16 protein-coding genes and 1 pseudogene are annotated in these 20,282 nt (G+C 63.6%); 14 read left to right on the top strand and 3 right to left on the bottom strand.

The window, feature by feature from the left end; genetic code table 11:
* Positions 1-143 precede the first annotated feature (143 nt).
* The 5 genes and pseudogenes from ACRQ5Q_RS13640 to ACRQ5Q_RS13620 all read left to right on the top strand — a co-directional run bounded on the left by ACRQ5Q_RS13640 (position 144) and on the right by ACRQ5Q_RS13620 (position 3,310).
* A complete protein-coding gene (locus ACRQ5Q_RS13640; RefSeq protein ID WP_439398298.1) occupies positions 144-320 on the top strand; it encodes a hypothetical protein in 177 nt (58 codons plus the stop codon).
* A pseudogene (locus ACRQ5Q_RS13635) lies at positions 307-699 on the top strand (YqaJ viral recombinase family protein); the annotation flags it as partial. The gene ACRQ5Q_RS13640 and the pseudogene ACRQ5Q_RS13635, both read left to right, overlap by 14 nt.
* On the top strand, positions 683-1,843 hold the full coding sequence (locus tag ACRQ5Q_RS13630) for an ERF family protein (protein WP_439398296.1): 1,161 nt from the start codon (positions 683-685) through the stop codon (positions 1,841-1,843). The pseudogene ACRQ5Q_RS13635 and the gene ACRQ5Q_RS13630, both read left to right, overlap by 17 nt.
* The gene (locus ACRQ5Q_RS13625; RefSeq protein ID WP_439398294.1) at positions 1,840-2,400 is read left to right on the top strand and encodes a hypothetical protein; all 561 of its coding nucleotides are present in this window, start codon (positions 1,840-1,842) and stop codon (positions 2,398-2,400) included. Before ACRQ5Q_RS13630 ends, ACRQ5Q_RS13625 begins: the two co-directional genes overlap by 4 nt.
* Positions 2,401-3,013: 613 nt before the next feature.
* Positions 3,014-3,310, top strand: coding sequence for a DUF968 domain-containing protein (locus ACRQ5Q_RS13620; protein WP_439398292.1), 297 nt, complete (start codon positions 3,014-3,016; stop codon positions 3,308-3,310).
* 2,476 nt (positions 3,311-5,786) lie between these two features.
* Here ACRQ5Q_RS13620 and ACRQ5Q_RS13615 read toward each other — a convergent pair.
* The 3 genes from ACRQ5Q_RS13615 to ACRQ5Q_RS13605 form a co-directional block, all read right to left on the bottom strand.
* A complete protein-coding gene (locus ACRQ5Q_RS13615; protein ID WP_439398291.1) occupies positions 5,787-6,113 on the bottom strand; it encodes a hypothetical protein in 327 nt (108 codons plus the stop codon).
* A gap of 881 nt (positions 6,114-6,994) precedes the next feature.
* Positions 6,995-7,393, bottom strand: coding sequence for a hypothetical protein (locus tag ACRQ5Q_RS13610; protein ID WP_439398289.1), 399 nt, complete (start codon positions 7,391-7,393; stop codon positions 6,995-6,997).
* A 227-nt stretch (positions 7,394-7,620) separates the two neighbouring features.
* Positions 7,621-7,929, bottom strand: coding sequence for a hypothetical protein (locus ACRQ5Q_RS13605; RefSeq protein ID WP_439398288.1), 309 nt, complete (start codon positions 7,927-7,929; stop codon positions 7,621-7,623).
* A 989-nt stretch (positions 7,930-8,918) separates the two neighbouring features.
* Between ACRQ5Q_RS13605 and ACRQ5Q_RS13600 the strand changes: the two genes are divergently transcribed.
* From ACRQ5Q_RS13600 to ACRQ5Q_RS13560, 9 genes are all read left to right on the top strand, one after another.
* Positions 8,919-10,295 (top strand): GHMP family kinase ATP-binding protein, encoded by a 1,377-nt coding sequence (locus ACRQ5Q_RS13600; protein ID WP_439398286.1) that lies wholly within the window; start codon positions 8,919-8,921, stop codon positions 10,293-10,295.
* A 22-nt stretch (positions 10,296-10,317) separates the two neighbouring features.
* Entirely contained in the window at positions 10,318-12,237 is a 1,920-nt protein-coding gene (locus ACRQ5Q_RS13595; RefSeq protein WP_439398285.1) for an N-acetylneuraminate synthase family protein, read from the top strand.
* A complete protein-coding gene (locus tag ACRQ5Q_RS13590) occupies positions 12,234-12,926 on the top strand; it encodes an acylneuraminate cytidylyltransferase family protein (protein WP_439398283.1) in 693 nt (230 codons plus the stop codon). The genes ACRQ5Q_RS13595 and ACRQ5Q_RS13590 overlap by 4 nt, the downstream gene beginning before the upstream one ends.
* On the top strand, positions 12,913-13,683 hold the full coding sequence (locus ACRQ5Q_RS13585; protein ID WP_439398281.1) for an SDR family oxidoreductase: 771 nt from the start codon (positions 12,913-12,915) through the stop codon (positions 13,681-13,683). The genes ACRQ5Q_RS13590 and ACRQ5Q_RS13585 overlap by 14 nt, the downstream gene beginning before the upstream one ends.
* Positions 13,680-14,528, top strand: a complete 849-nt coding sequence (locus tag ACRQ5Q_RS13580; RefSeq protein ID WP_439398279.1) for a sugar phosphate isomerase/epimerase family protein — start codon at positions 13,680-13,682, stop codon at positions 14,526-14,528. The genes ACRQ5Q_RS13585 and ACRQ5Q_RS13580 overlap by 4 nt, the downstream gene beginning before the upstream one ends.
* The gene (locus tag ACRQ5Q_RS13575; protein ID WP_439398277.1) at positions 14,525-15,286 is read left to right on the top strand and encodes an SDR family NAD(P)-dependent oxidoreductase; all 762 of its coding nucleotides are present in this window, start codon (positions 14,525-14,527) and stop codon (positions 15,284-15,286) included. Before ACRQ5Q_RS13580 ends, ACRQ5Q_RS13575 begins: the two co-directional genes overlap by 4 nt.
* A gap of 14 nt (positions 15,287-15,300) precedes the next feature.
* Complete coding sequence (locus ACRQ5Q_RS13570; RefSeq protein WP_439398275.1) at positions 15,301-16,140, top strand: SDR family oxidoreductase; 840 nt, start codon at positions 15,301-15,303, stop codon at positions 16,138-16,140.
* A gap of 175 nt (positions 16,141-16,315) precedes the next feature.
* Positions 16,316-18,823 (top strand): hypothetical protein, encoded by a 2,508-nt coding sequence (locus ACRQ5Q_RS13565; protein ID WP_439398274.1) that lies wholly within the window; start codon positions 16,316-16,318, stop codon positions 18,821-18,823.
* 101 nt (positions 18,824-18,924) lie between these two features.
* Positions 18,925-20,148, top strand: a complete 1,224-nt coding sequence (locus ACRQ5Q_RS13560; RefSeq protein ID WP_439398272.1) for an HAD-IIIA family hydrolase — start codon at positions 18,925-18,927, stop codon at positions 20,146-20,148.
* The last annotated feature ends 134 nt before the right edge of the window (positions 20,149-20,282 follow it).

Raw genomic sequence — 20,282 nt, 5'->3', positions numbered from 1 at the left:
AAAGAGCCGGCGGGGAGTGTGCTGTACGATCAGCGCTGCACCTCGCTCGACTTTCGGGTGGCGGCGTCGAGAGCCCTCGTTGGTTCGCCGATAACCGGATTCCAGCCAGGCGGCACGGACTGCGCCATAGCCACGCCAGCCACATGCTGGCGTCGAATATTCATCCCAAGGTAGTCCAGGAGCGCCTAGGCCACTCCTCGATCGCGATCACGATGGACATCTACAGTCACCTGATGCCCAACATGCAGGGAGAAGCCGCAGCGGCAGTTGACGGGGTGATGCGCGCGGCCATAAAGAAGCGCACCGATGACGTTGGGTAGCAAAGCGGTAGAGATCACCGTGCATGCCGATCCGCTCTACCAGCACCTGTTGCTGACGGCGGAAAAGAAGTTCTGGCGCTGCGTGCAGAGCGGCGAGCCGCCGCTCCTGTTCAACATCGAGCCGCCGCGCCCGCGGCTTGCCGCCGTCAAGGTCATCGACATGACCGCCTCCAATCTGTGGGCCGAATGCGCGGCGACCTATCTGCGCACCCGGGACGCGCATGGCGAGCACGAACTCGCCAAGGCCGAGCTCAAGAAGCTCATGCCGGAGGATGCCAAGGAAGCGTTTGGCCACGGCGTTCGCGCCAAGCGCTCCAAGGCCGGCGCCGTCAGCTTTGATCCGGTTGAGATGGAGAGCCTCCATGCACCAGGCCAGTGAGCATATCGGCGCGATCGCAGCGGCGCTGGCCCGCGCCCAAGCCGAGCTGACCAACCCGGAAAAAACCCTGACCGGGATGCTCCGCTCGCCGTTCCTGCGCGATGACGACCGCACCTTTCGCTATGCCTCGCTGGCGAGCGGCCTCGACATCGTGCGCAAGACCTTGAGCCAGCAGGAGATCGCCACCATCCAGAGCACCCGGGTCGAGCAAACCACTGGTCACATCCAGCTCACCACCCTGCTCGCCCATTCCTCAGGCGAGTGGATCTCCTCGGACTGGCCGGTCTGCGCCTCAAGGGACATCGAGGCGCCGCATCGCATGGGTGCGGCGCTGACCTACGCCCGACGCTACGCCCTGTTCGCGCTGGTCGGGATTGCCGGCGAGGACGATCTGGACGCTCCGGACGCGATGGCCAGGCCCGCGGGACGGGAAGCAGCTTTAGGCGCGACTCCCAACCCCGCCAAGGCCATGGCCAACCGCGCACCTGTGCTGGGGCTGCCGCAATCCGCCGAGCTCCGCGAGCAGCTCTTGAACCAGCTCGCGCCCCTAACCGCCAGCAACGACCTGCTCGCCTGGGCCAAGACCAGCCTGCCCCGCAAGAACGTCCTGCAGGAAGCCGACGCCCGGGTCGTCGAAGCCGCCTATCAGGTGAAGCTTGACGACGCCGGGCGTCCCACCGACCATGCGGCAGCAACGGAACCGGGGCCCTCGCCAGCGCCGCCCTTGGCGTCCGGTTCGGATACCGAAGCCGCGCTGCAGCCATCGCTGCCCGCCCCATCCGAGACAGGGCTCGCCCTTCCCAAGGAACCGCCCCGCAAGCGCAGCAAGGCGCACCTGTTATTTGTCCGCGAGCAACCCTGCCTCGTGTGCCAGCAAACCCCGTGCGATGCCCACCATCTGAAATTCGCTCAGCCCCGGGCGCTCGGCCGCAAGGTCAGCGATGAGTTTACTGTCCCCTTGTGCCGCGCCCATCACGAAGAACTACACCGGCACAGCAACGAACGCGCCTGGTGGGCGAACCTCCAGATCGCACCGTTGCCGGTGGCGCAAGACTTGTGGGCAGCGAGTTCTGTCCACGTGGCGACCACCGCGGCGATCAGCGGCACCGCATCCGCACAGCTTGGACCGGAGGCCTCCCGATGAACGGTCCCTGTCAACCGGCGCAGCTCACCGCCGCCGCCTTGCCGGTCGAGCTTGAAGTCCTGGCACCCCCGCCGCTACTATTGCCAGGCGAACAGCCTGAGCACTACCAGGCCCTGCGGCAGGCGATCTTTGCAGACCTTGTGCCGCGATCCGCCATCGAGTGGCTGCTTGCGATTGACGTCGCCGAACTGTCCTGGGAAATCCAGCGCTACCGCATGTTACGGCACAAGCTGCTCGAAACCTATCGCCAACAGGCGATTGAGGCGGCGCTCCGGCGCATCGACCTGGTTGGGATTGCGCCCGACTTCGAAGAGGAGGCCGCCTATCACACCCTGCAAAATGCCTTAAGTTGGCGGATCGATCCGATCGCTGCCAGCGAGATCGACGCCCGGCTTGCAGCCTACGGCTTCGACGCAAACGCCATCAACACGGAAGTGTACGTGCAGGCCCGCGAAATCCTGGTCCTGTTCGAGGGGCTGCTCAATGCCGCTCAAACGAAACGCATGTTGCTGCTCCGCGAGATTCGGAATCAGCGCCTCGGACGACCGACGCGATGAAGGATGAGCTGATGGCACGACACCAAGAAGACGAAATAGCCAATGGGCACAGCTGCAATGAATTCCATCGAACGGATCCCGCTGGCGCTGGCGATAGAGACGTGCCGCGACGGTCGGTGTTGGTGGAAGCTTGGGAGCGTCTATCGAGCGATCCTTGGTTAAATGCACATTCATCCAGCGCATCGGGCAGTCGCTCCCGCGCCCGCACCATGATTAGGTGGATTAGGCGCCCTCGTCGTCGCTCCAAGCGGTGGCTTCGTTTTCCTTGCGGGGCTTCGTGCGCATCGAGCAGAGCGTCTCTGGCTGGCTTCGCCCTGGCGCGCAGAAACGAAACGTGCCCCAGCCGCCGGTCGGGCCGCAGCCCCGCGCCCGATCCCAAAACTTCTGAAGCGCTCGCCGCGCCCCTGCTCGCCGGGCTTCAGTCGCTTGCCAATGTGGAGGACATCGACCGCTCGGCGCACCAGGTGTGGCGGCACGCGAACACACTCACAGTCCGGGGGCCCAGCGGCTTGGCGAAGCGCTCGAGAACCGACTCACGCGCCTGCAAGCCTCCGAACCGTGAACGCCAAGCCCGGAATCTGCGGACAACGATGGCGCAACCGGCTGGGGGCGCATGGGCGTTGGAAAGCCGCAGCGACGCCGCGATCGCGAACACCTGCGCTTCGTCGCCAAGCAGCCCTGCCTCGTTTGCGGCCGTAACCCGTCCGATCCGCACCACCTGCGGTTCGCGCAGCCCAAGGGCCTTGGCCTCAAGGTGAGCGACGAATTCACCGTGCCGCTCTGCCGTGCCCATCACCGAGAGCTGCATCGGGCAAGCAACGAAGTCGCGTGGTGGTCGCGGCTAGCCATCGCGCCGCTGGAAGTGGCCCGCAGGCTTTGGCTGACAACGCACGACATCAAGCCATTGTAGCCGCACCCGCGCGCGCTTCAGAGCTGCCGATCTGCGATTGCGTGCTTATTGCCGATGGACGTCGCCGAGCTCTTGCGGAGCGATTGTTGCGCCACGCTCATGTCCGATCCCTGGACGGCAACTACGGGAAGGGTGGCCGAGCGGCTTAAGGCACCGGTCAAAGAGCATCCCGGCCTGCCCCGTTTAGATGTTTAGTCCCGGCATTAGCTGGAGCGGATTGAGGGTGAATCGTCCGTCAGGGCCTTCTCCAGGTGGCAGCTATCGAAACCCTGCAACGGCACCCCGCCGCGGACTGTAGCGCGTAAATTTCCAGTGGAACGCTCGCCCGCCAACGTGAACCGGCGGGCTCCTTGCGTACGATTGGTCTCGGAATGTAGCACTTCGGTTACAGCATCTGCCGACCGGCGTTGCTAGGCTGGTCGCGGTCAGGGGAGGCCCAGCATGACAACTGATCTCGCTCAGAGTTCCGTTTGGGACGAAGACCGCACCAAGGTCGATCTGGATCATTCCCGTGCAGCTTATCCTCATCCGTCCGACTCGAACCCCTTGGAAGCGGCTATGTCCGCGGATGGTCCTGTTGGTCGTTACTTGCCCGGTAAATGGAGCTGGGGGCCAGAGAGGCCTTCATTCGATTGGTAGAGCACCTGCGCAGCGCTCTGTTGTGCTCTCGTGCCCAGCACGGCGATGTAACGCCATCTAACGGCGCTTACGCTCAGCCCGAGTATCGTAGTAGCTGATCACCGCGAAAGTGGCCCCTAGAGCCAAGACGCCGATGCAGCCGGTAATCAATAAAGCCGCCACCATAGCCGGACCATTATTTCTACAGCGTCAGGTGGGCAATTCACGAATGATTAGCGGTTGGAATAAACCGTCGGTCGACCGGTGCGGAAGTGCTCGAGCGTCGGATCGGTTGAGATCTGTCAGCGCATGAACCTTTCGTTGGAATGGCCCTATTGGCTGATGATCTCTGGCGCCTTGCTGGTAGTCATCGGCATTACTGGTGTGCTCGTCAGTCGAAAGAGAGCGGACGAGGCAGATACGGAACCGGACGAACCAATTCAAAGGCCCAAAGCGCAGATGCCCCCTCTGCCGAAACTTCTCGACTCTAGAAGAAAAACAGCGACTAAGTCGGAAGGGAAAGAGGACCCGCCAACGTGAACCGGCGGGCCTTGAGCTTCATCGAAGCTCGTCCGGCGTCAGGACGGCGTACAGCTAGGCGAGCAAGAGGCTGCCCTTAATCGTCCAGCAGGTGAGCCTGACGCGTGTACGCAGGACCAGGAGCCGCATCAGGCGCACTCGTCACCGCCGATGCGCACGATGGTTGCCACCGGTTTCTTTTCGGGCTCAGGACCGTCCCAGAAGTCCGGCAGCTCGGGCCGCACGCGCCATGGGACATCAGGTCAGATGATCCAGGAGTACTACGGAACTACGGAAGGCAGGCCACAGCGCCGGTGTTTGCCACGAGGCTGGGCGATTGAGCCTCTGATGCGGGCCTAAAAAGAACCCGCTGGAGCATCAGCGGGTTATCTCAATCACAATCCACTGCAACAAGGCTGCGTTCGTCAGAAACGACCATCTCAGGCCAGGGGTTGTCCCGTAGGCGTCGGTGCCTTCGATGGTGCTTCCGTGAGCTTCGATAAAGCTTGAGAAGTTGTTGGTCCAGAGAACGTTGAGTTTACCTGACGCTCTGCCGCCGACACGACCGGTCGGCGTGGTCCCAGCAGCAACACCGGGTATCCGCCATTGAGGCGCGGTTTGTCTGCCAAGCTTGCGGCAGACGCGGCGCCCATGTCCGACCGGATTTCGAGAGTTTACGGTCCAGCGCGGCTGGCTCGAGCTGCACGAAAGGGGCACCTATGTGAGCTGATGCCGCCGGGCCAAGATCTGCGCGAGTAAGGACCAGCGAACGAGGTGCCAGCGTCACGCGTCATGTGAACCGCAAGTGAATGTTTCGTTCAATGGCGGTTGTGCGTTAGCGTCCTATAAGCATAACCGCAGGAACTCGCTTCCTTGCCCTTCGTTACAGATGGACCAAGAGGGAGAGAAACGGTGCTTATTCAAGCTGCAATTCTGTCGTTAGCTGCATTTGGACCGTCGCCGGCCGCGCCTGCGCAGGAACCCCAAGTTCAGCAGGTGCAATTCCCGGGAAGAGGCGGCGGGTGTCCGCATGGCTACGACTACAACTATTCGAACGGTCGCTGCTATCCGAACGACTATCACGCTCCCGGCGCCTACGCGAGACCTCGTTATGCCCCATACGGCTACGGCGACGACTATTACCGACATCGGCGAGATTGGTACGGACCACGATATTACGATCGCTATTAGGTGGAGGCCTGCCAGCGTGAACCGGCGGGCCTTGAGCTTCATCGAAGATCGTCCGGCATCAGCACGGCGTACAGCTTGGCGAGCAACAGGCTGCCCTTGATCGCCCAGCAGGCGAGCCTGCCGCGTGTACGCAGGATCAGGAGCGAGATCAGGCGCACTCGTCACCGCCGATGCGCACGATGGTTGCCACCGGTTTCTTTTCGGGCTCATCACATTCCCAGAAGCCCGGCAGCTCGACTAACTGCTTGAGCGCTTGCAGTACCAGCAGAACCTGCCCTCCGGAAGTTGGCACGCTAGCTGGATTGCGTGGCGGCGATGCCAGTTTTGCTGCCATCACCGTGTTCGTCCAGTCGCCATAACCGATTTGCTCCAAGAGCCCCTCGAAGTCGGCAACGCCGCATTCTGCGGGATCGTCTTCCCAGTCCTCCGGCTCCCTGCCATCGTGCTCATGCTCGGCGTCGTCGCATGCGCCCATTGCCAGCGCACCTGATCGAGCATCCGGTCGAGGCTGCCGAGCGACGGCTCGTCCAGCTCGTGCTCGCGTCGTCATCGTCCTCCAGCCCGGTCATGGACGTAAGGGTCTGAAGCATCGAGGCTATCAATCGCGCAATTTCGGCAAATGCCTCTTGACGAACAACTCAAAACAGTTTCGGCTCAGTAGCTCCGGAGGCTTTCCAGATCGATAGAGATCAGTTTGCCTCATGAGAGTCGCGCGTTTAGATTGTGTACTGTGGTGTTTTTACTACGGCCAAGTCCCTGAAAGTACGAGTGCCGCCAAACATTAAATCCCCATAGACGACCCTATCGATCGTCTGAAGGTTGTTTGACACGACTTAATCGATCACGCGGCATCGTCCTGCGTCCCCCCAGCGCGGTTTCCTTGTATGGGCTTTGTCAAGGCGGCGGCGTTTCAACAGGTGACAGGTCGGCGCATCTTTTCCTTCGTCAGTTTCTTTGTTCGACTCCGTTGCTTTGTCCCGACCCGCCCACTTCGTTTGCGCTGGCGCGCGCAGAAGCTGTCAAGGTTGGCCGTCGCACCAACCTTACGACAGGCTCCGCCGTTGCCAGGCCACACCGTGACAGCTTCGAGCACGACGGCACGCTTTGGTGCGATCGGGATGACGATCGGAGGGAGCCCGCTTAACGACGCCGTCCGGCACTACGCCCTCCCGCACGAGCCGCCACAGGTCGATCAGCAGCTTGCGCGCCAAGGCCACGATCATGGTCTTGCGCGTCCCGCGGGCATTCTCGGTCCGGGTTCGAAACCACTGCGCTAAGACGCTGTCCTTTTGGAACTGAGAAATCGCCAGGCCAATTCGATCATGCCTAGTCTCACTCGAGCGTTGCCGGAACGCGTCAGCCCTTTCTCCGGCGTTTTCTGCCCTCTCGTCGGGCGAGCCGGTGAGGCCAGCATAACGCGCTATCGCCTTCGGTCGCGCATGCTTGCGATAGTACCTCCTGCACCAGCATGTCGGCGGTCTCGACACCAACGCCGATCACCCGCGCCAATAGGCGCACCATTGCGCGTGGTCCATCACTGGGCGTTTGCTTGAGATGCTCCAGGCGAGCGTCCTCGATCTGTCGTATCTGATCGCTGACGAGCCGCCGGCGCGCCATGTCGCGACGCAGCTCAGCCAGGGTGTTGGGCGGGATCGGCTCGCCCTCGGGGGTGCGTAAGCCGTCAAGGCGTTCGGCGGCTTTCTTCAGCTTGGGATTGAAGCCGCGGATGCCGAGCCGTATCAACGCTGCTTTCATTCGGTTGACGATCCGACTTTGCTCTCCGATGAGGCTCTCGGCTCACGGGAGGGACGCTTGGCATCTTCGTCCTTGATTGTCGGGATCGCGACCATCTTGCAGTGATCACGCTCGCCCCGCAACCAGCCGAGAAAGCTGCGTTTGAGCAGTTCGGTGACGAGACGATCGGTCTTGGCGCGCCGGTGCTCGCGCGATACCGCTATGCTCGATGCGTGAATGACATCCGCCTAGATGTCGCGCGCCCTGAGCCAGCGGGCCAACCAGAAACCGTCACGGCCGGCCTCGAAAGCGACCGCGATGCGTTCGATTCCGTGTCCTGCCCTCCGCGCTTCTTCTCGCCAGCGATTGAGCAGCTTCAGCAAGGCGTTCTCGTCGACCTCAAGCTTCTTCGACGGCTGGCGCTCGACACCAGGTACAATCCCCGCAACGAGCCAGTTCGACAGGCTCATCTCGATCACAGCGATCAGCGTCCCGTCCGGTTTGAGGGGCGTGAGGAATCGGCTCAGGTCATTCAATTTCTGCATGTGGTGCTCCATCGGTTCGCATCAGCGCGCCGATTAATGCCATATCCTCACCGTCCTCACCGCCGCCGCCCGCCCCATAGCATCTCCTTTGGAGGCTTTCGGACGCGGGCCGATTGCGCGGCGCTGTCTATCAAGCGGCCGGCAAAACGGACCTTCTGGGAGGGGGGAGGCAACTACATCAATAGAAAATCGAGGAAGTGCAAATGCTTCTGTACGAAGATAGGACGCATATGGACACCGTCTGTGAATTTCGGCTCGCGTGCTCCGAAAAAGGCTGAGCACGTTCTCGGTTACGTAATCTGCCTCGTTGCCTCGAAGCCGTCATTGGCACGGAACGAGGGGGTCAACTCCACAACCTGACATGCGAACCATTTCTTCAGCTCCGTACGCAACACGTAGCTACCGAGAGCGCCCACCGGGGAGCTTCCTTTACTCGATGACGCTCCTGCCGCAAGACGGTCCGCGCGTCTACGATGTGGGCTGGACCTCGAGCGCGAGGCACTTGCCGCGATCGCCAGCAACCCGTCGATATGGGGCGATAGTTATGGACGAGAGTAGATGCGTTGATCGGTGCGGTCGGCCACGAGACAGCTCGCTCGTTCTGTGCAAGCTTCGTGTTTGAAACCGATGCCAGAGCGAGATCAGCCAGGCTTAATAGGAAGGTGCTTCTGCGATGATATTTTGTGCAGCTGCGCCCCGAACAAAAGGACGTATAGCCAAACACACGATGAAAACATTCCCCGGTCGGCTGCTGATACCTGCAAGCGAGGCGAGGTCAACAGAACACCGGCAATGATTCTATGCCTTTAGGCGAATAGCTCACGATCCACTTTGCCGGTCTGCCCATCCTAAAGCCGGTTCCACGGCAACGGCCCTCCAGCCCCCGGAAAACTTGCATCGTCCGCCCCCCTGCCGTATCTAACGACCCTGATCGAGGCTTTTTGAGCGGCTCGCCACCGGGCTAAGAGCTGGAATTGCCTTCGCTTTTTGGACCCACCACCTTGGCAGACAAGAGCCACGTCACCATCGCCGAGACCGAGACGATTGAGGAAGCCTTTCGGCGCCTCAACGCCAACATGCTCGGCATCCTGTTCGCGCAGGATGCGAGCGGGCGGATCGTCGGCGCTGTGACTGACGGTGACATCCGCAGGCGGATGTTGACCGGCATTACCATCCACGACAGGGTCGCAGCCTGCGTCAACCGCACCTTCGTCTGGGCGCGTGCTGGCGGACCGCGCGAGCAAATCCTCAAATTGCTCGATCAGCGTGTGCATGTGGTTCCGATCCTCGATACCGAGGGCCGGCTGGTCGACGTGTTCAGCCGCGAGCTGTTCAACCTGTCGGAGGAGAGCGAGGTTTTCGCGCGCGCCCGCTCGCCGGTCCGGATCTCCTTCTCCGGCGGCGGCACCGATCTGACGCACTATTTCGTCGCCAATGACGGCGGCGCGGTGATCAGCGCCACGATCAAGATGTATGCGCATGCGACGTTGCGGCGCCGGAACGATCCGCGCATCCGGATCTATTCGCACGATTTTCGCCGCACGGTGGAGGCCGATAATCTCACCGAGCTCGGCACCGGCGGTGACCTGGCCCTGATCAAATCGGTAGTGCGCCTGATCAAGCCGACCTACGGGTTCGAGCTCGAGGTCTCCGCCGACTTCCCGGTCGGCTCCGGCCTCGGCGGCTCGGCGGTGGTCTCCTCTGCCATCATCGGCTGCTTCAACGAGTTTCGCAGCGACCAATGGGATCGCCACGAGATCGCGGAAATGGCGTTCCAGGCCGAGCGGTTGATGCTCAATATTCCCGGCGGGTGGCAGGATCAATATGCCACCGTGTTCGGCGGCTTCAATCACATGGAGTTCTCCTCAGAGCAGAACACCATCGTACCGCTACGGCTCGACTCCAACATCATCGCCGAGCTCGAGGAGAGCCTCGTGCTCTGCTACACCGGCGCAGGCCGCGACTCCGGGGCGATCCATCGCGACCAGAAAGCTCAGCACGAGACGACCGACGCAGTACGCGCCGCCGCCAAGCAGAAGGAGGTGACGCGCGAGATCCGCAAGCACCTGCTGCGCGGCCGGCTGCAGGATTGCGGACGCCTCATCGACGAGGCCTGGCACGCCAAGCGCAAGCTCAGCTCCAAGATCTCCTCCGGAGAGCTCGACGCCCTCTACGATTTCGCCAAATCGCACGGCGCCGTCGGCGGCAAGTTGCTGGGCGCTGGCGGCGGCGGCTACTTCCTGTTCTTCGTGCGTCCGTTCGAGCGCTACCAGCTCATCGCGGCCCTGGAACAGCAGGGGCACAGCTGCTCGCGTATCATGTTTGAAGAGAACGGACTGCGGACGTGGAAATCGCGCCTTCCGGCGCGATCCGCCTGACGCATGTGAGACGAGAATGTTGATGACACCGCCCAAACAGCCTGCTCCCGTCCGTATCGGCAACCACCTCCTGGGTGAGGGCGAGCCCTGCTACGTCATCGCCGAGATCGGCAACAACCATAACGGCGATTTCGACCGCGCCATCGCACTGGTCGACGCCGCGGTCGCAGCCGGCGCGGATTGCGCCAAATTCCAGATGCGCAAGCTCGACGAGGTCTATCGCGCCTCCTCGCTCTCCGGAAAGGATGACGACCTCGCCGTCGAGTACACGCTCGACCTGCTCCGCCGCTTCGAGCTGACGACGCAGCAGCAGAAGAAGATCGCCGACTACTGTGCCTCGAAGGGCATTCAATATCTCTGCACGCCCTGGGATGCGAAGAGCGTCGCGGTGCTCGAAGGTTTCGGCGTGCTGGCCTACAAGGTTGCTTCTGCCGATTTGACCAATCTCCCCCTGCTCGCCCGGCTCGCTGCAACCGGCAAGACGCTGATCGTCTCGACCGGCATGAGCACCACGGACGAGATCAGGACCGCGTCGAAATTCCTCGACGACCGCAACGCCGGTTATGTGCTGCTGCATTGCCAGAGCACCTATCCCGCAGCGCTGCACAACATCCATCTGCGCTTCATGGAGACGCTGCGCGAGATCCACCCGGTCGTTGGCTATTCCGGCCATGAGCGCGGCACCGCGGTCTCGACCGCGGCGGTCGCGCTCGGTGCCGTCGTGATCGAGCGCCACATCACGCTCGACCGCGAGATGGAGGGCCCCGACCATGCCGCGAGCCTGGAGCCGGAGGAGTTCAAGGCCCTCGTCACCGGCATCCGCGAGGTGGAAGCGGCGCGCGGCGAAAAGCTCGCCGAACGCGCGCTCAGCCAGGGCGAGCTGATCAACCGCGAAAACCTTGCAAAGAGCCTCGTCGCCGCGCGCGACATCGAAGCCGGCACGGTCATTTCCGAGAACGACATCGCCGTGAAGAGCCCGGGCCAGGGCCTGTCGCCGCTGAAGATGCCGGCCCTGATCGGCAAGACGCTCAAGCGCAGGATGGCGGCCGACGACTATTTCTTCCAGAGCGACCTCGACGCGGGCGCCGCGAAGGCGCGGCGCTACCGCTTCGACCGGCCCTGGGGCGTGCCGGTGCGCTATCACGACACCGAGCGCTTTCTCGAGATCTGCGAGCCCGATATCATCGAATTCCATCTCAGCTACAGCGACATGGAGCGCGATCCCGCGGCCTATCTCTCCGGCACCTACGATCTCGGCTTCGTCGTGCATGCGCCGGAACTGTTCGCCGGCTCCAAGCTGATGGACCTCGCAACGCCCGACGAGACGCTGCGCCGCTATTCGCTCGAGCAGACGCAGGCGGTGATCGACATCACCCGCGGCCTGAAGAAATTCTTTCCCAAGACCAAGCGTCCGCCGATCGTCGCCAATATCGGCGGCTTCACCATGGACGAGCCGCTGCCCCCGGAAGAGAAGGCCGAGCGCTACCGCATTTTCGCGCAGAGCCTCAAGGACCTCGACATGGAGGGCGTCGAGCTGACGCCGCAGACCATGGCGCCCTTCCCCTGGCATTTCGGCGGCCAGCGTCACCAGAACATCTTCATCTTCCCGGACGAGTCGGCCGCGTTCTGCGCCAAGCACGATTTGCGCATGTGCGTGGACATCTCGCACACCAAGCTCGCCGCCAATCATTTCGGCTTCGACTTCGCGCAAGGGCTCGCACAGCTCGGTCCTCATACCGCGCATCTGCATTTCGGCGACGCCAAGGGGCTCGACGGCGAAGGCCTGCAGGTCGGCGAAGGCGAGATCGACTTCGACGAGATCGGACAGGTGCTGCGCAAGCACGCGCCCACCGCATCCTTCATTCCCGAGATATGGCAGGGCCACAAGAACATGGGCGAAGGCTTCTGGACCGCGCTCGAGCGCCTCGAGGGACACATATGATGGCGCGCAAGACGCTGGCCGTGATCGCCGCACGCGGCGGCTCCAAGGGCATCCCGCACAAGAACCTGCTCGATCTCTGCGGCAAGCCGCTGATCGCCTGGACGGTCGAGCAGGCGCGCGCCGCGCTGGGCGTCGACGTGGTGGCGGTCTCGTCCGACAGCGACCGGATCCTGGAAGCGGCGGAAGCCGCCGGTGCGGTGGGCGTGCGGCGTCCGGACGACATTTCGGGCGACCTCGCCTCCTCCGAATCCGCCTGGCTGCATGCGCTCGATGCCGTCGACGCGCGGATGGGCCGTTTCGAGCGCATCGTCGCACTGCAGGCGACCTCGCCGATCCGCGAACCCCGCGACATCGAAGAGGCGCTTGCGACCTTCGATCGCGAGCATCTCGACAGCCTGCTCTCGGTTTGCGAGGTCGAGGACTATTTCAACTGGCGCATCGGCCAGAACGGACCGGAGCCGATCAACTACGACTATCACAACCGCCGCATGCGGCAGCAGATCGAGAAGCGCTACCTCGAGAACGGTTCGTTTTACGTGCTGATTCCTGCGCTCCTGCGCGAGCAGAACAACCGTCTCGGCGGCAAGATCGGCTTCCACGTGATGGAGCGTCACAAGATGTTCCAGATCGACCGCACGGAAGACGTCAAGCTCTGTGGTGCCATCATGCGTAGTTATGGCTATGCCTGATCTCGGCGCCTTCTCTCTTGCCGGCAAGATCGCCGTCGTCACCGGCGCTTCGCGCGGCATCGGCGCTGCGATCGCGAGCGGCCTGAAGAATGCGGGCGCCACCGTTTTCGGTCTCAGCCGGTCCGGGACCGCGCCGCAGGGCGTCGCTGCCATCGCCTGCGATCTCTCCGATGATTCCGCGATCGGGCGCGCTTTCGATGCCATCGCGGCGCAAGGCGGTCGTATCGACGCGTTGGTCAATGCGGCCGGCATTAGCCTTCCCGCACAGAGCGCCGAAAGCGAGCTCGCTCGCTTCCGCGCCACGGTCGCGACCGACCTCACCGGCGTCTACGCCACCATCCTTGCCGCCTATCCGCTGCTGAAGACCACGGGCTCGGCGGCGATCATCAACGTCACCAGTATCAATTCGATCCGCGGTTTTCCCGGCAATCCCGGCTATGTCGCGGCGAAAGCCGGCCTCGCCGGCCTGACGCGCGCGCTCGCCGCCGACTATGCGAGCGACGGCATCCGCGTCAACGCGCTGGCGCCCGGTTACGTCGCGACGGAGATGACCGCGAAGAGTTTTGCCGATCCCGTCATGCACGAGGACCGGCGCCGGCACACCATGCTCGGCCGCTGGGCGCAACCCGCCGACATGGTCGGCGCCGCCGTCTTCCTGTCCTCGGACGCGTCGGCCTATGTAACCGGCCAGGAGATCTTCGTCGACGGCGGCTGGACCGCCAAGGGCCTCGCCATCAGCTCGGATGACAAATCGTGACCGCAACACTGCAACGCGTCGGCTTCATGCAGGGACGCCTGTCGGCACTGGTCGACGGCAAGATCCAGGCGTTCCCTTGGGATGAATGGCGCGAGGAATTTCCCCGCGCCAAGGCGCTCGGCCTGACGCGAATGGAATGGACCATCGATCAGGAGCGGCTGCGGGAAAATCCTTTGACGACCGAAGCCGGCCAGGCGGAGATCATCGCACTGGCGCGCGAGAACGGCCTGCGCATTCCGAGCCTGACCGGCGACTGCTTCATGCAGGCGCCGTTCTGGAAGGTCGATGCCGTCGTGCGCGACGCTCTTGTCAAAGAACTCGATCTCCTGGTTGCCGCCTGCAGCCGGATCGGCATCGAGTTCGTCGTGATCCCGCTGGTCGACGATGGCAAGATCGAACGCGAGAGCGAGAGCGACACGCTCAAGCGGGTGCTGATCGCGCGCCGCGAACAGCTTGCAAGGCAGAACGTCAGGATCGTCTTCGAATCCGATCTGCCGCCGCGCGAACTTGCCCGCTTCATGGAGGCGTTTCCGGCAGACGTCTTCGGCATCAATTACGACAGCGGCAACAGCGCCTCGCTCGGATATGACAGCGCCGAGGAGATCGAAGCCTACGCGCCGCGCATCCTCAATGTACACGTGAAGGACCGCGTTCGCGGCGGCACCACCGTGCCGCTCGGCACCGGCAACGCCGATCTCGCCAAGACGATCCGGCTGATCGAGCGCTCCGGCTACAAGGGACAATACATCCTGCAGACCGCGCGCGCCGCCGACGGCGACCATGCGGGCGCGCTCGCAAGGTATCGCGACATGACGGTCGGCTGGATCGAGGACGCGGCGCGATGAAGCTCGAGCTGGAAGGCCGCGCCGCTCTCGTCACCGGCGCCAGCCGTGGCATCGGCCTTGCCATTGCCACCGCGCTTGCCGCGGAGGGAGCGAAGGTCGCGCTGGCGGCACGTGGCTCGGATGCGCTGACCGCGGCGCGCGCGACCGTCGGTGGACAGAGCTCGATCCATGTCGCCGACGTCACCGATCCGGCCGCCGCTGCGGCACTCATCCAGGATGTCGAGCAGCACTGGGGCCGCCTCGACGTCCTCGTCTGCAACGTCGGCAGCGGCGCCTCCGTCCCGCCGGGCAAGGAAACCGCGGCGGAATGGTCGCGACTGATGGACCTCAACTTCTTTGCCACCACCAACACGATCAAGGCCGCACGGCCGCTGATGGCGCGCGGCAGCGGCGACCGGTCGATTATCTGTATCTCCTCGATTGCAGGCATGGCGGCGCTTGGCGCCCCCGTGACCTACTATGCCGCGAAGGCGGCGCTGAACGCGACCGTGCGCGGACTGGCGCGGCCGCTGGCGCTCGAGGGCATCCGCATCAATGCAGTCGCGCCGGGCAATATCCTCGCCGCAGACGGGACCTGGGCGCGCAAGCTCGCCGAGAACAGGGCCGCGGTCGAGGACATGCTCGCGCGCGAGGTGGCGCTGCGCCGGCTCGGCAAGCCGGAAGAGATTGCCGACCTCGTCGCGTTTCTTGCCTCCCCCCGCGCCGCCTTCATCACCGGCAGCGTCATGGTCGCGGATGGCGGCCAGTTGCGCAGCTGAACAGGAGCCTCTCGATGGCAAGCCCCTCCTCCCGCTATGATCTCGCCGGACGCACGGCGCTCGTGACCGGCGCCGGCGGCCTGCTCGGGCGGCAGCATGTCGCTGCACTCTCCGAGGCGGGCGCGCGCGTCGTCGTCACCGAAATCAGCCTCGCGCAGGCCGATGTCGCCGTCGCCGCCCTGAAGCAGGCCACGCCCTCCGCCGATCTGATCGCGCTCGCACTCGACGTCACCGCGCAGGATTCGGTGCGCGCTGCGAGCGAGCAACTCGCAGGCCGCGGCGTCACCGTCGACATCCTCGTCAACAACGCCGCGATCGATCCGAAGGTGTCGTCGAGCCCGGGCGTCATGCACTCCTCGCGTTTCGAAGCATTCCCGGTGCCGCAATGGCAGACCGAGATCGCGGTGGGCCTGACCGGAGCGATGCTGTGCGCGCAGGAATTCGGCGGGCAGATGGCCAGGCGCGGCCGCGGCGTGATCCTCAACATCGCCTCCGATCTCGGCGTGATCGCGCCGGACCAGCGGCTCTACCGCCAGCCGCATGTGACGCGCGAGGAGGAGCAGCCGGTCAAGCCCGTGACCTATTCGGTGATCAAGCATGGGCTGATCGGCCTGACGAAATATCTGGCGACCTACTGGGCCGACCACGGCGTGCGGGTCAACGCGATCTCGCCAGGCGGCGTCTTCAACAACCAGGATCCCGCTTTCGTGGAACGCCTCACCCGCCTGATCCCGATGGGGCGCATGGCCGAGGTCGACGAATATCGCGCCGCGGTCCAGTTCCTCTGTTCGGACGCATCGAGCTACATGACCGGACAGAACCTCGTGATGGACGGCGGCCGGAGCGTGTGGTAGCGGCCCTGCCACCGCGCATGGCGATGAGGCGTCACCCTGCGGAACCGCACCGTGCCTTCGCAAGAACCGGCGCGAGGTCGCGCCCCGGAAATGAACGACGGCCATTAGGCGGGCCGAAGCCCCCGTCTCTCACGCAGCAACCTGGCTCATTTGGAAAAATTTTAGGAATGTTGCGATGTGGATGAATACATTGCTTTTGACGTTCGTGTTCTTCCCGATTCAGCTCGGCACAGGCCTTTCCATCCTGGCGATCACGCCGCTGGAGTTGGTCAAGACGAGCCGGCTGACAAGGGTTCAGTACGTCGTGCTGGGATATGCGATCGGCGCCTCCGCTGTCGGCATTATTCTCGGGCTCTGCTCCGCGCTGATCGGCGACATCCGCCTTCATCTGGCAATCATGACTGCGCTGTCCGCCTTCGGACTGGCATGGACCTGGCCGGTCTGGCGCCCGCGCGCCGGCGACGCCAGGGGGATCATGCTGTGGTTTCTGTTGGCGCTACCGATGGCGCTCGTTACGTGGTGGTGGACGTTCGGCGCGTTTTCCCACTTCCCCTACTCGGATATCGGCGCCGACGTTCACTGGATGAAGACCGCGCAGGAATACGCCGATAGCGGCGTCATCAATCCTTACGCCTCGCAATCCTACGTCGACCTTCGCTCGGCGCTGGCGGGAGCATTGGCCGGCACCTTGGGCCTCGATCTCCTGCAGTTCGGGTGGACCTACCGCTATTTCTCGATCCTGTTTTTCCTTCTGGCCTTCTACGCCTTTGCGGAGGGGGTCTATTCCGAACCAACGCGGAAATGGATCGCCTTCTTCTTCGCCGCGGCCGGCAACGGCATCGGGTTGCTGACCAATGGCAGCCTGGCGCTTGCCGGGAGCGTGGTTTTTCTCGGCGTCCTTCTCGGCGAGGCTAGGCGAGATGGGAAGGAGGATTTCCAGGCGGGCCCGGTCGCGTTGCTGATCCTGAGTGCGGTCGCCTCGCTCTTCACCGCCTTCATCCTGAACAACAACACGCTGCTGCTCGCGCTCCTCGCGGGAGGGCTGCTGCTGTTCAGGGTTCAGGGCAAGACCAATCGGCGGGAGGGCGTGCTCTTCATCGGTTGCGCATGGTCCGCGACGCTGCTGCTCGCGCACCGCGGGTCCTATATGTTCATCCCTGTCGTCCTTGCCGCCTGGCTCGGCTACCTACTCATCCTGCTTCAGACGTCGCGCCGCCCGGGAAATCTGGGCCTTTTGCGCGCCCTGTCAATCGTACTGCCGTTGGTCATATGCGGAATCGTCGCCTGCATCTTGGCAATGCGCCTCGGCTATCTGCAGTCGGCAAACGCCAACTTGATGTTCTCCCTCGTCACCGGGCTGGTGCTGGGAAGAAAAATTCAAAGCGGCGACGAACTGTTCCTCGGCGCCGGCCCGGAGGTCGCGATGATCGAGCTGGCCAGGGCCATCGGCCCGCTGTTTGCCGTATGCATCGCGATGGCGATGGCCTGGTGGTGGATCAATCGGTCCGCCACCCCCTCAGACGCCCGTTCCAACCCTGCTCAAATCGCGCGCGTGTCGATACTGCTGTGGTCGTGGACAGTCGGCTGCAGCCTCGCCATTGCCGTGCTGTCAGGCTTTCCGTTCCTCTACCGAACCACCATGATCGTCTTGGCCCTGCTCACGATCACCGCGACCGAAGTGTTCTGCCAGCTGCTCATTGACCCCATTCCCGTTCCCTTCCGGCGGCGAGCTTCTGCGGCAATCACCGTCACCCTGCTCGCTGCTGGCCTCGTGCTGGCGGTCTACACCTTCACCTGGCGGCCCGATCTGCCGTCCTCGCGTTACCAGGATTTCCTTCGGCCGACCGAGATCGCGGGAGCGGTTCTCCTTCTGGCGCTCGTGCCGATGACGTTCATCCGGCCGAGATGGATTCAGATCTGCGCGCTTGCGGCCATCGTCGGGTTCGGCGTGGCCCTCGACCGCGCCGGACTATCCGGCATGTCGAAGAGTTACAGCTACGGAACTCTTCCGAGCGGCGCCACGGCCATCACGCACTACAATGCGAGCGACCTCGACGCGGCGGGTTGGCTGCACCACAACCTGAGAAAGGGCATCCTGCTGTCAGATCCCTACACGCTCGGCGTAATCCAGGCCCTGACGGGTGCCCCGGCCGCCTACATGTTCTCGAATCTGGATACCGTGAACGAGGCCCTCGCCAAGCGGATGCGCACTGTCATTTCCGCGATCGTCGAGCCGGGCGACGGGGGGCGGCGGCTTGCCGAGGCCTGCACCACCATCCGACCGCTGTTGCAGAATATCAATCAGGAGACGAATTTTCAGATGGGCAGGTCGGACGCCCTGGGCGGAATTCTGCGGCCTGTCCGTACCGAGAAAGCGCCGGCGCCGGCCGAGCCGGCTGAGCCACCAGCGAGCGCACCGCAAATCCCGGATGCGACGGAGGATGCGGATCGCGACGCGATCCAGGATATGCTGGGGAAGGGCCAAGATACCTGGCAGCTCGTCGCCGTGATCAACCCGCGTACCATCGATTGGATTCGTCTCAATGCAGGTGAGCGTCTCCCCTATTTTCCGCCAACGGATCCGCTGGATTCCGGGTTCGTCAAATCGCTTCGCGCAGGGCCGTTCCAGCCGCTGTTTGCAAACAGGCAGACCGCTGTCGTTCGCATTCCATGCGAGCGATGAGCCTCGGCGTTCTCTGTCACGGCGACGGCCATCTGGCGCAATGAGCAGTAGCGCGGTATGGACATTGGAATGACATTCGCCTTTCACCGATAGCACGATCCATGTCGCAAACTTCCCGCTCCGTGCTGAGACAGGCCGTGATCCTCGTCGGCGGGCTTGGCACCCGGCTTGGCGAGCGCACCAGGCTGGTTCCCAAGCCGATGCTCGACATCGGTGGGCGGCCGTTCCTCGATACGCTGATCGATGAACTCGCGCGCTATGGCATGTTCGATGAAATCGTCCTGCTTGCGGGGCACAAGGCGGAGATCGTCGAGACGCACTACGCCGCGGCCGCCAGGGGACAGACGCGCATCCTCGTGTCGCGCGAGACGGAGCCGCTCGGTACCGGCGGTGCGCTCGTGCATGCGCGCGACCTCTTGCACGACCGTTTCGTGCTGCTCAATGGCGACTCGCTGTTCGACTTCAACCTGCTGGATCTGATCGCGCGCGCGCAGGGCGGCCGCGTTCACATGGCACTGCGCGACGGCGTCGTCGGAGACCGCTACGGGCGCGTTGTGCTCGACGGCGACGTTGTGCGTGACTTCATAGCCCCGGGCGCAGGCGCCACCGGACCGGTCAATGCCGGCATCTACGTCGTCGACAAGTCCGTTCTCGCCGATATCGCGAAGCTTCCCGCCTCGCTCGAGCAGGACGTGTTCCCCGGCCTCGTCAGGTTCGGCGAGCTGCGCGGCACCGCCTATCGCGGCTATTTCATCGACATCGGTATCCCCGACGATTTCGCGCGCGCCGATCGCGAGCTGCGCGAGAAGTTGCGGCGCCCCGCCGTGTTCTTCGATCGCGACGGCGTGCTCAACCACGATTCCGGCTACACGTTCGAGACCCAAAAGCTTCAATGGATCGAAGGGGCCCGCGAGGCGGTGAAGGCGGTCAATGACGCCGGCTACTTCGCCTTCGTCATCACCAATCAATCCGGCGTCGCTCGCGGCTACTACGAGGAGCATCACGTCGTCACCCTGCATCGCTGGATGGCGGACCAGATGGCGGAGATCGGCGCGCATATCGACGCCTTCGAATATTGCCCCGATCATCCCGACGGCACCGTCGCGCGCTATTGCCGCACGAGCGACCGCCGCAAGCCGGCGCCGGGCATGATCACGGACCTCGCGCAGCGTTTTCCGGTCGACATGACGCGCAGCATGGTGATCGGCGACAAGCCGAGCGACCTCGAGGCCGCGCAGGCTGCCGGCGTTCCTGGCCATCTGTTCGAGGGCGGCAATCTCGAGGCGTTCGTGAGAGCGCACCTGAACCCGGCCGGCAAGGCTTAGATGGCCTTGCAAAAAAATGCTGCATCCGCGGGCATTTGGCAGGTTTCGGGCGCTGCTCTGTTGCGCACGACGGCCAGTGTGCTATAGCGGCCATCTTGTTGCGAATACTGGCTTAATCGGCTTCTGGGGTCCGG

The sequence above is a fragment of the Bradyrhizobium sp. PMVTL-01 genome (assembly GCF_051861855.1).
Taxonomy (GTDB): Bacteria; Pseudomonadota; Alphaproteobacteria; order Rhizobiales; family Xanthobacteraceae; genus Bradyrhizobium.
This window is presented reverse-complemented; position numbering and strand designations above follow the sequence as displayed.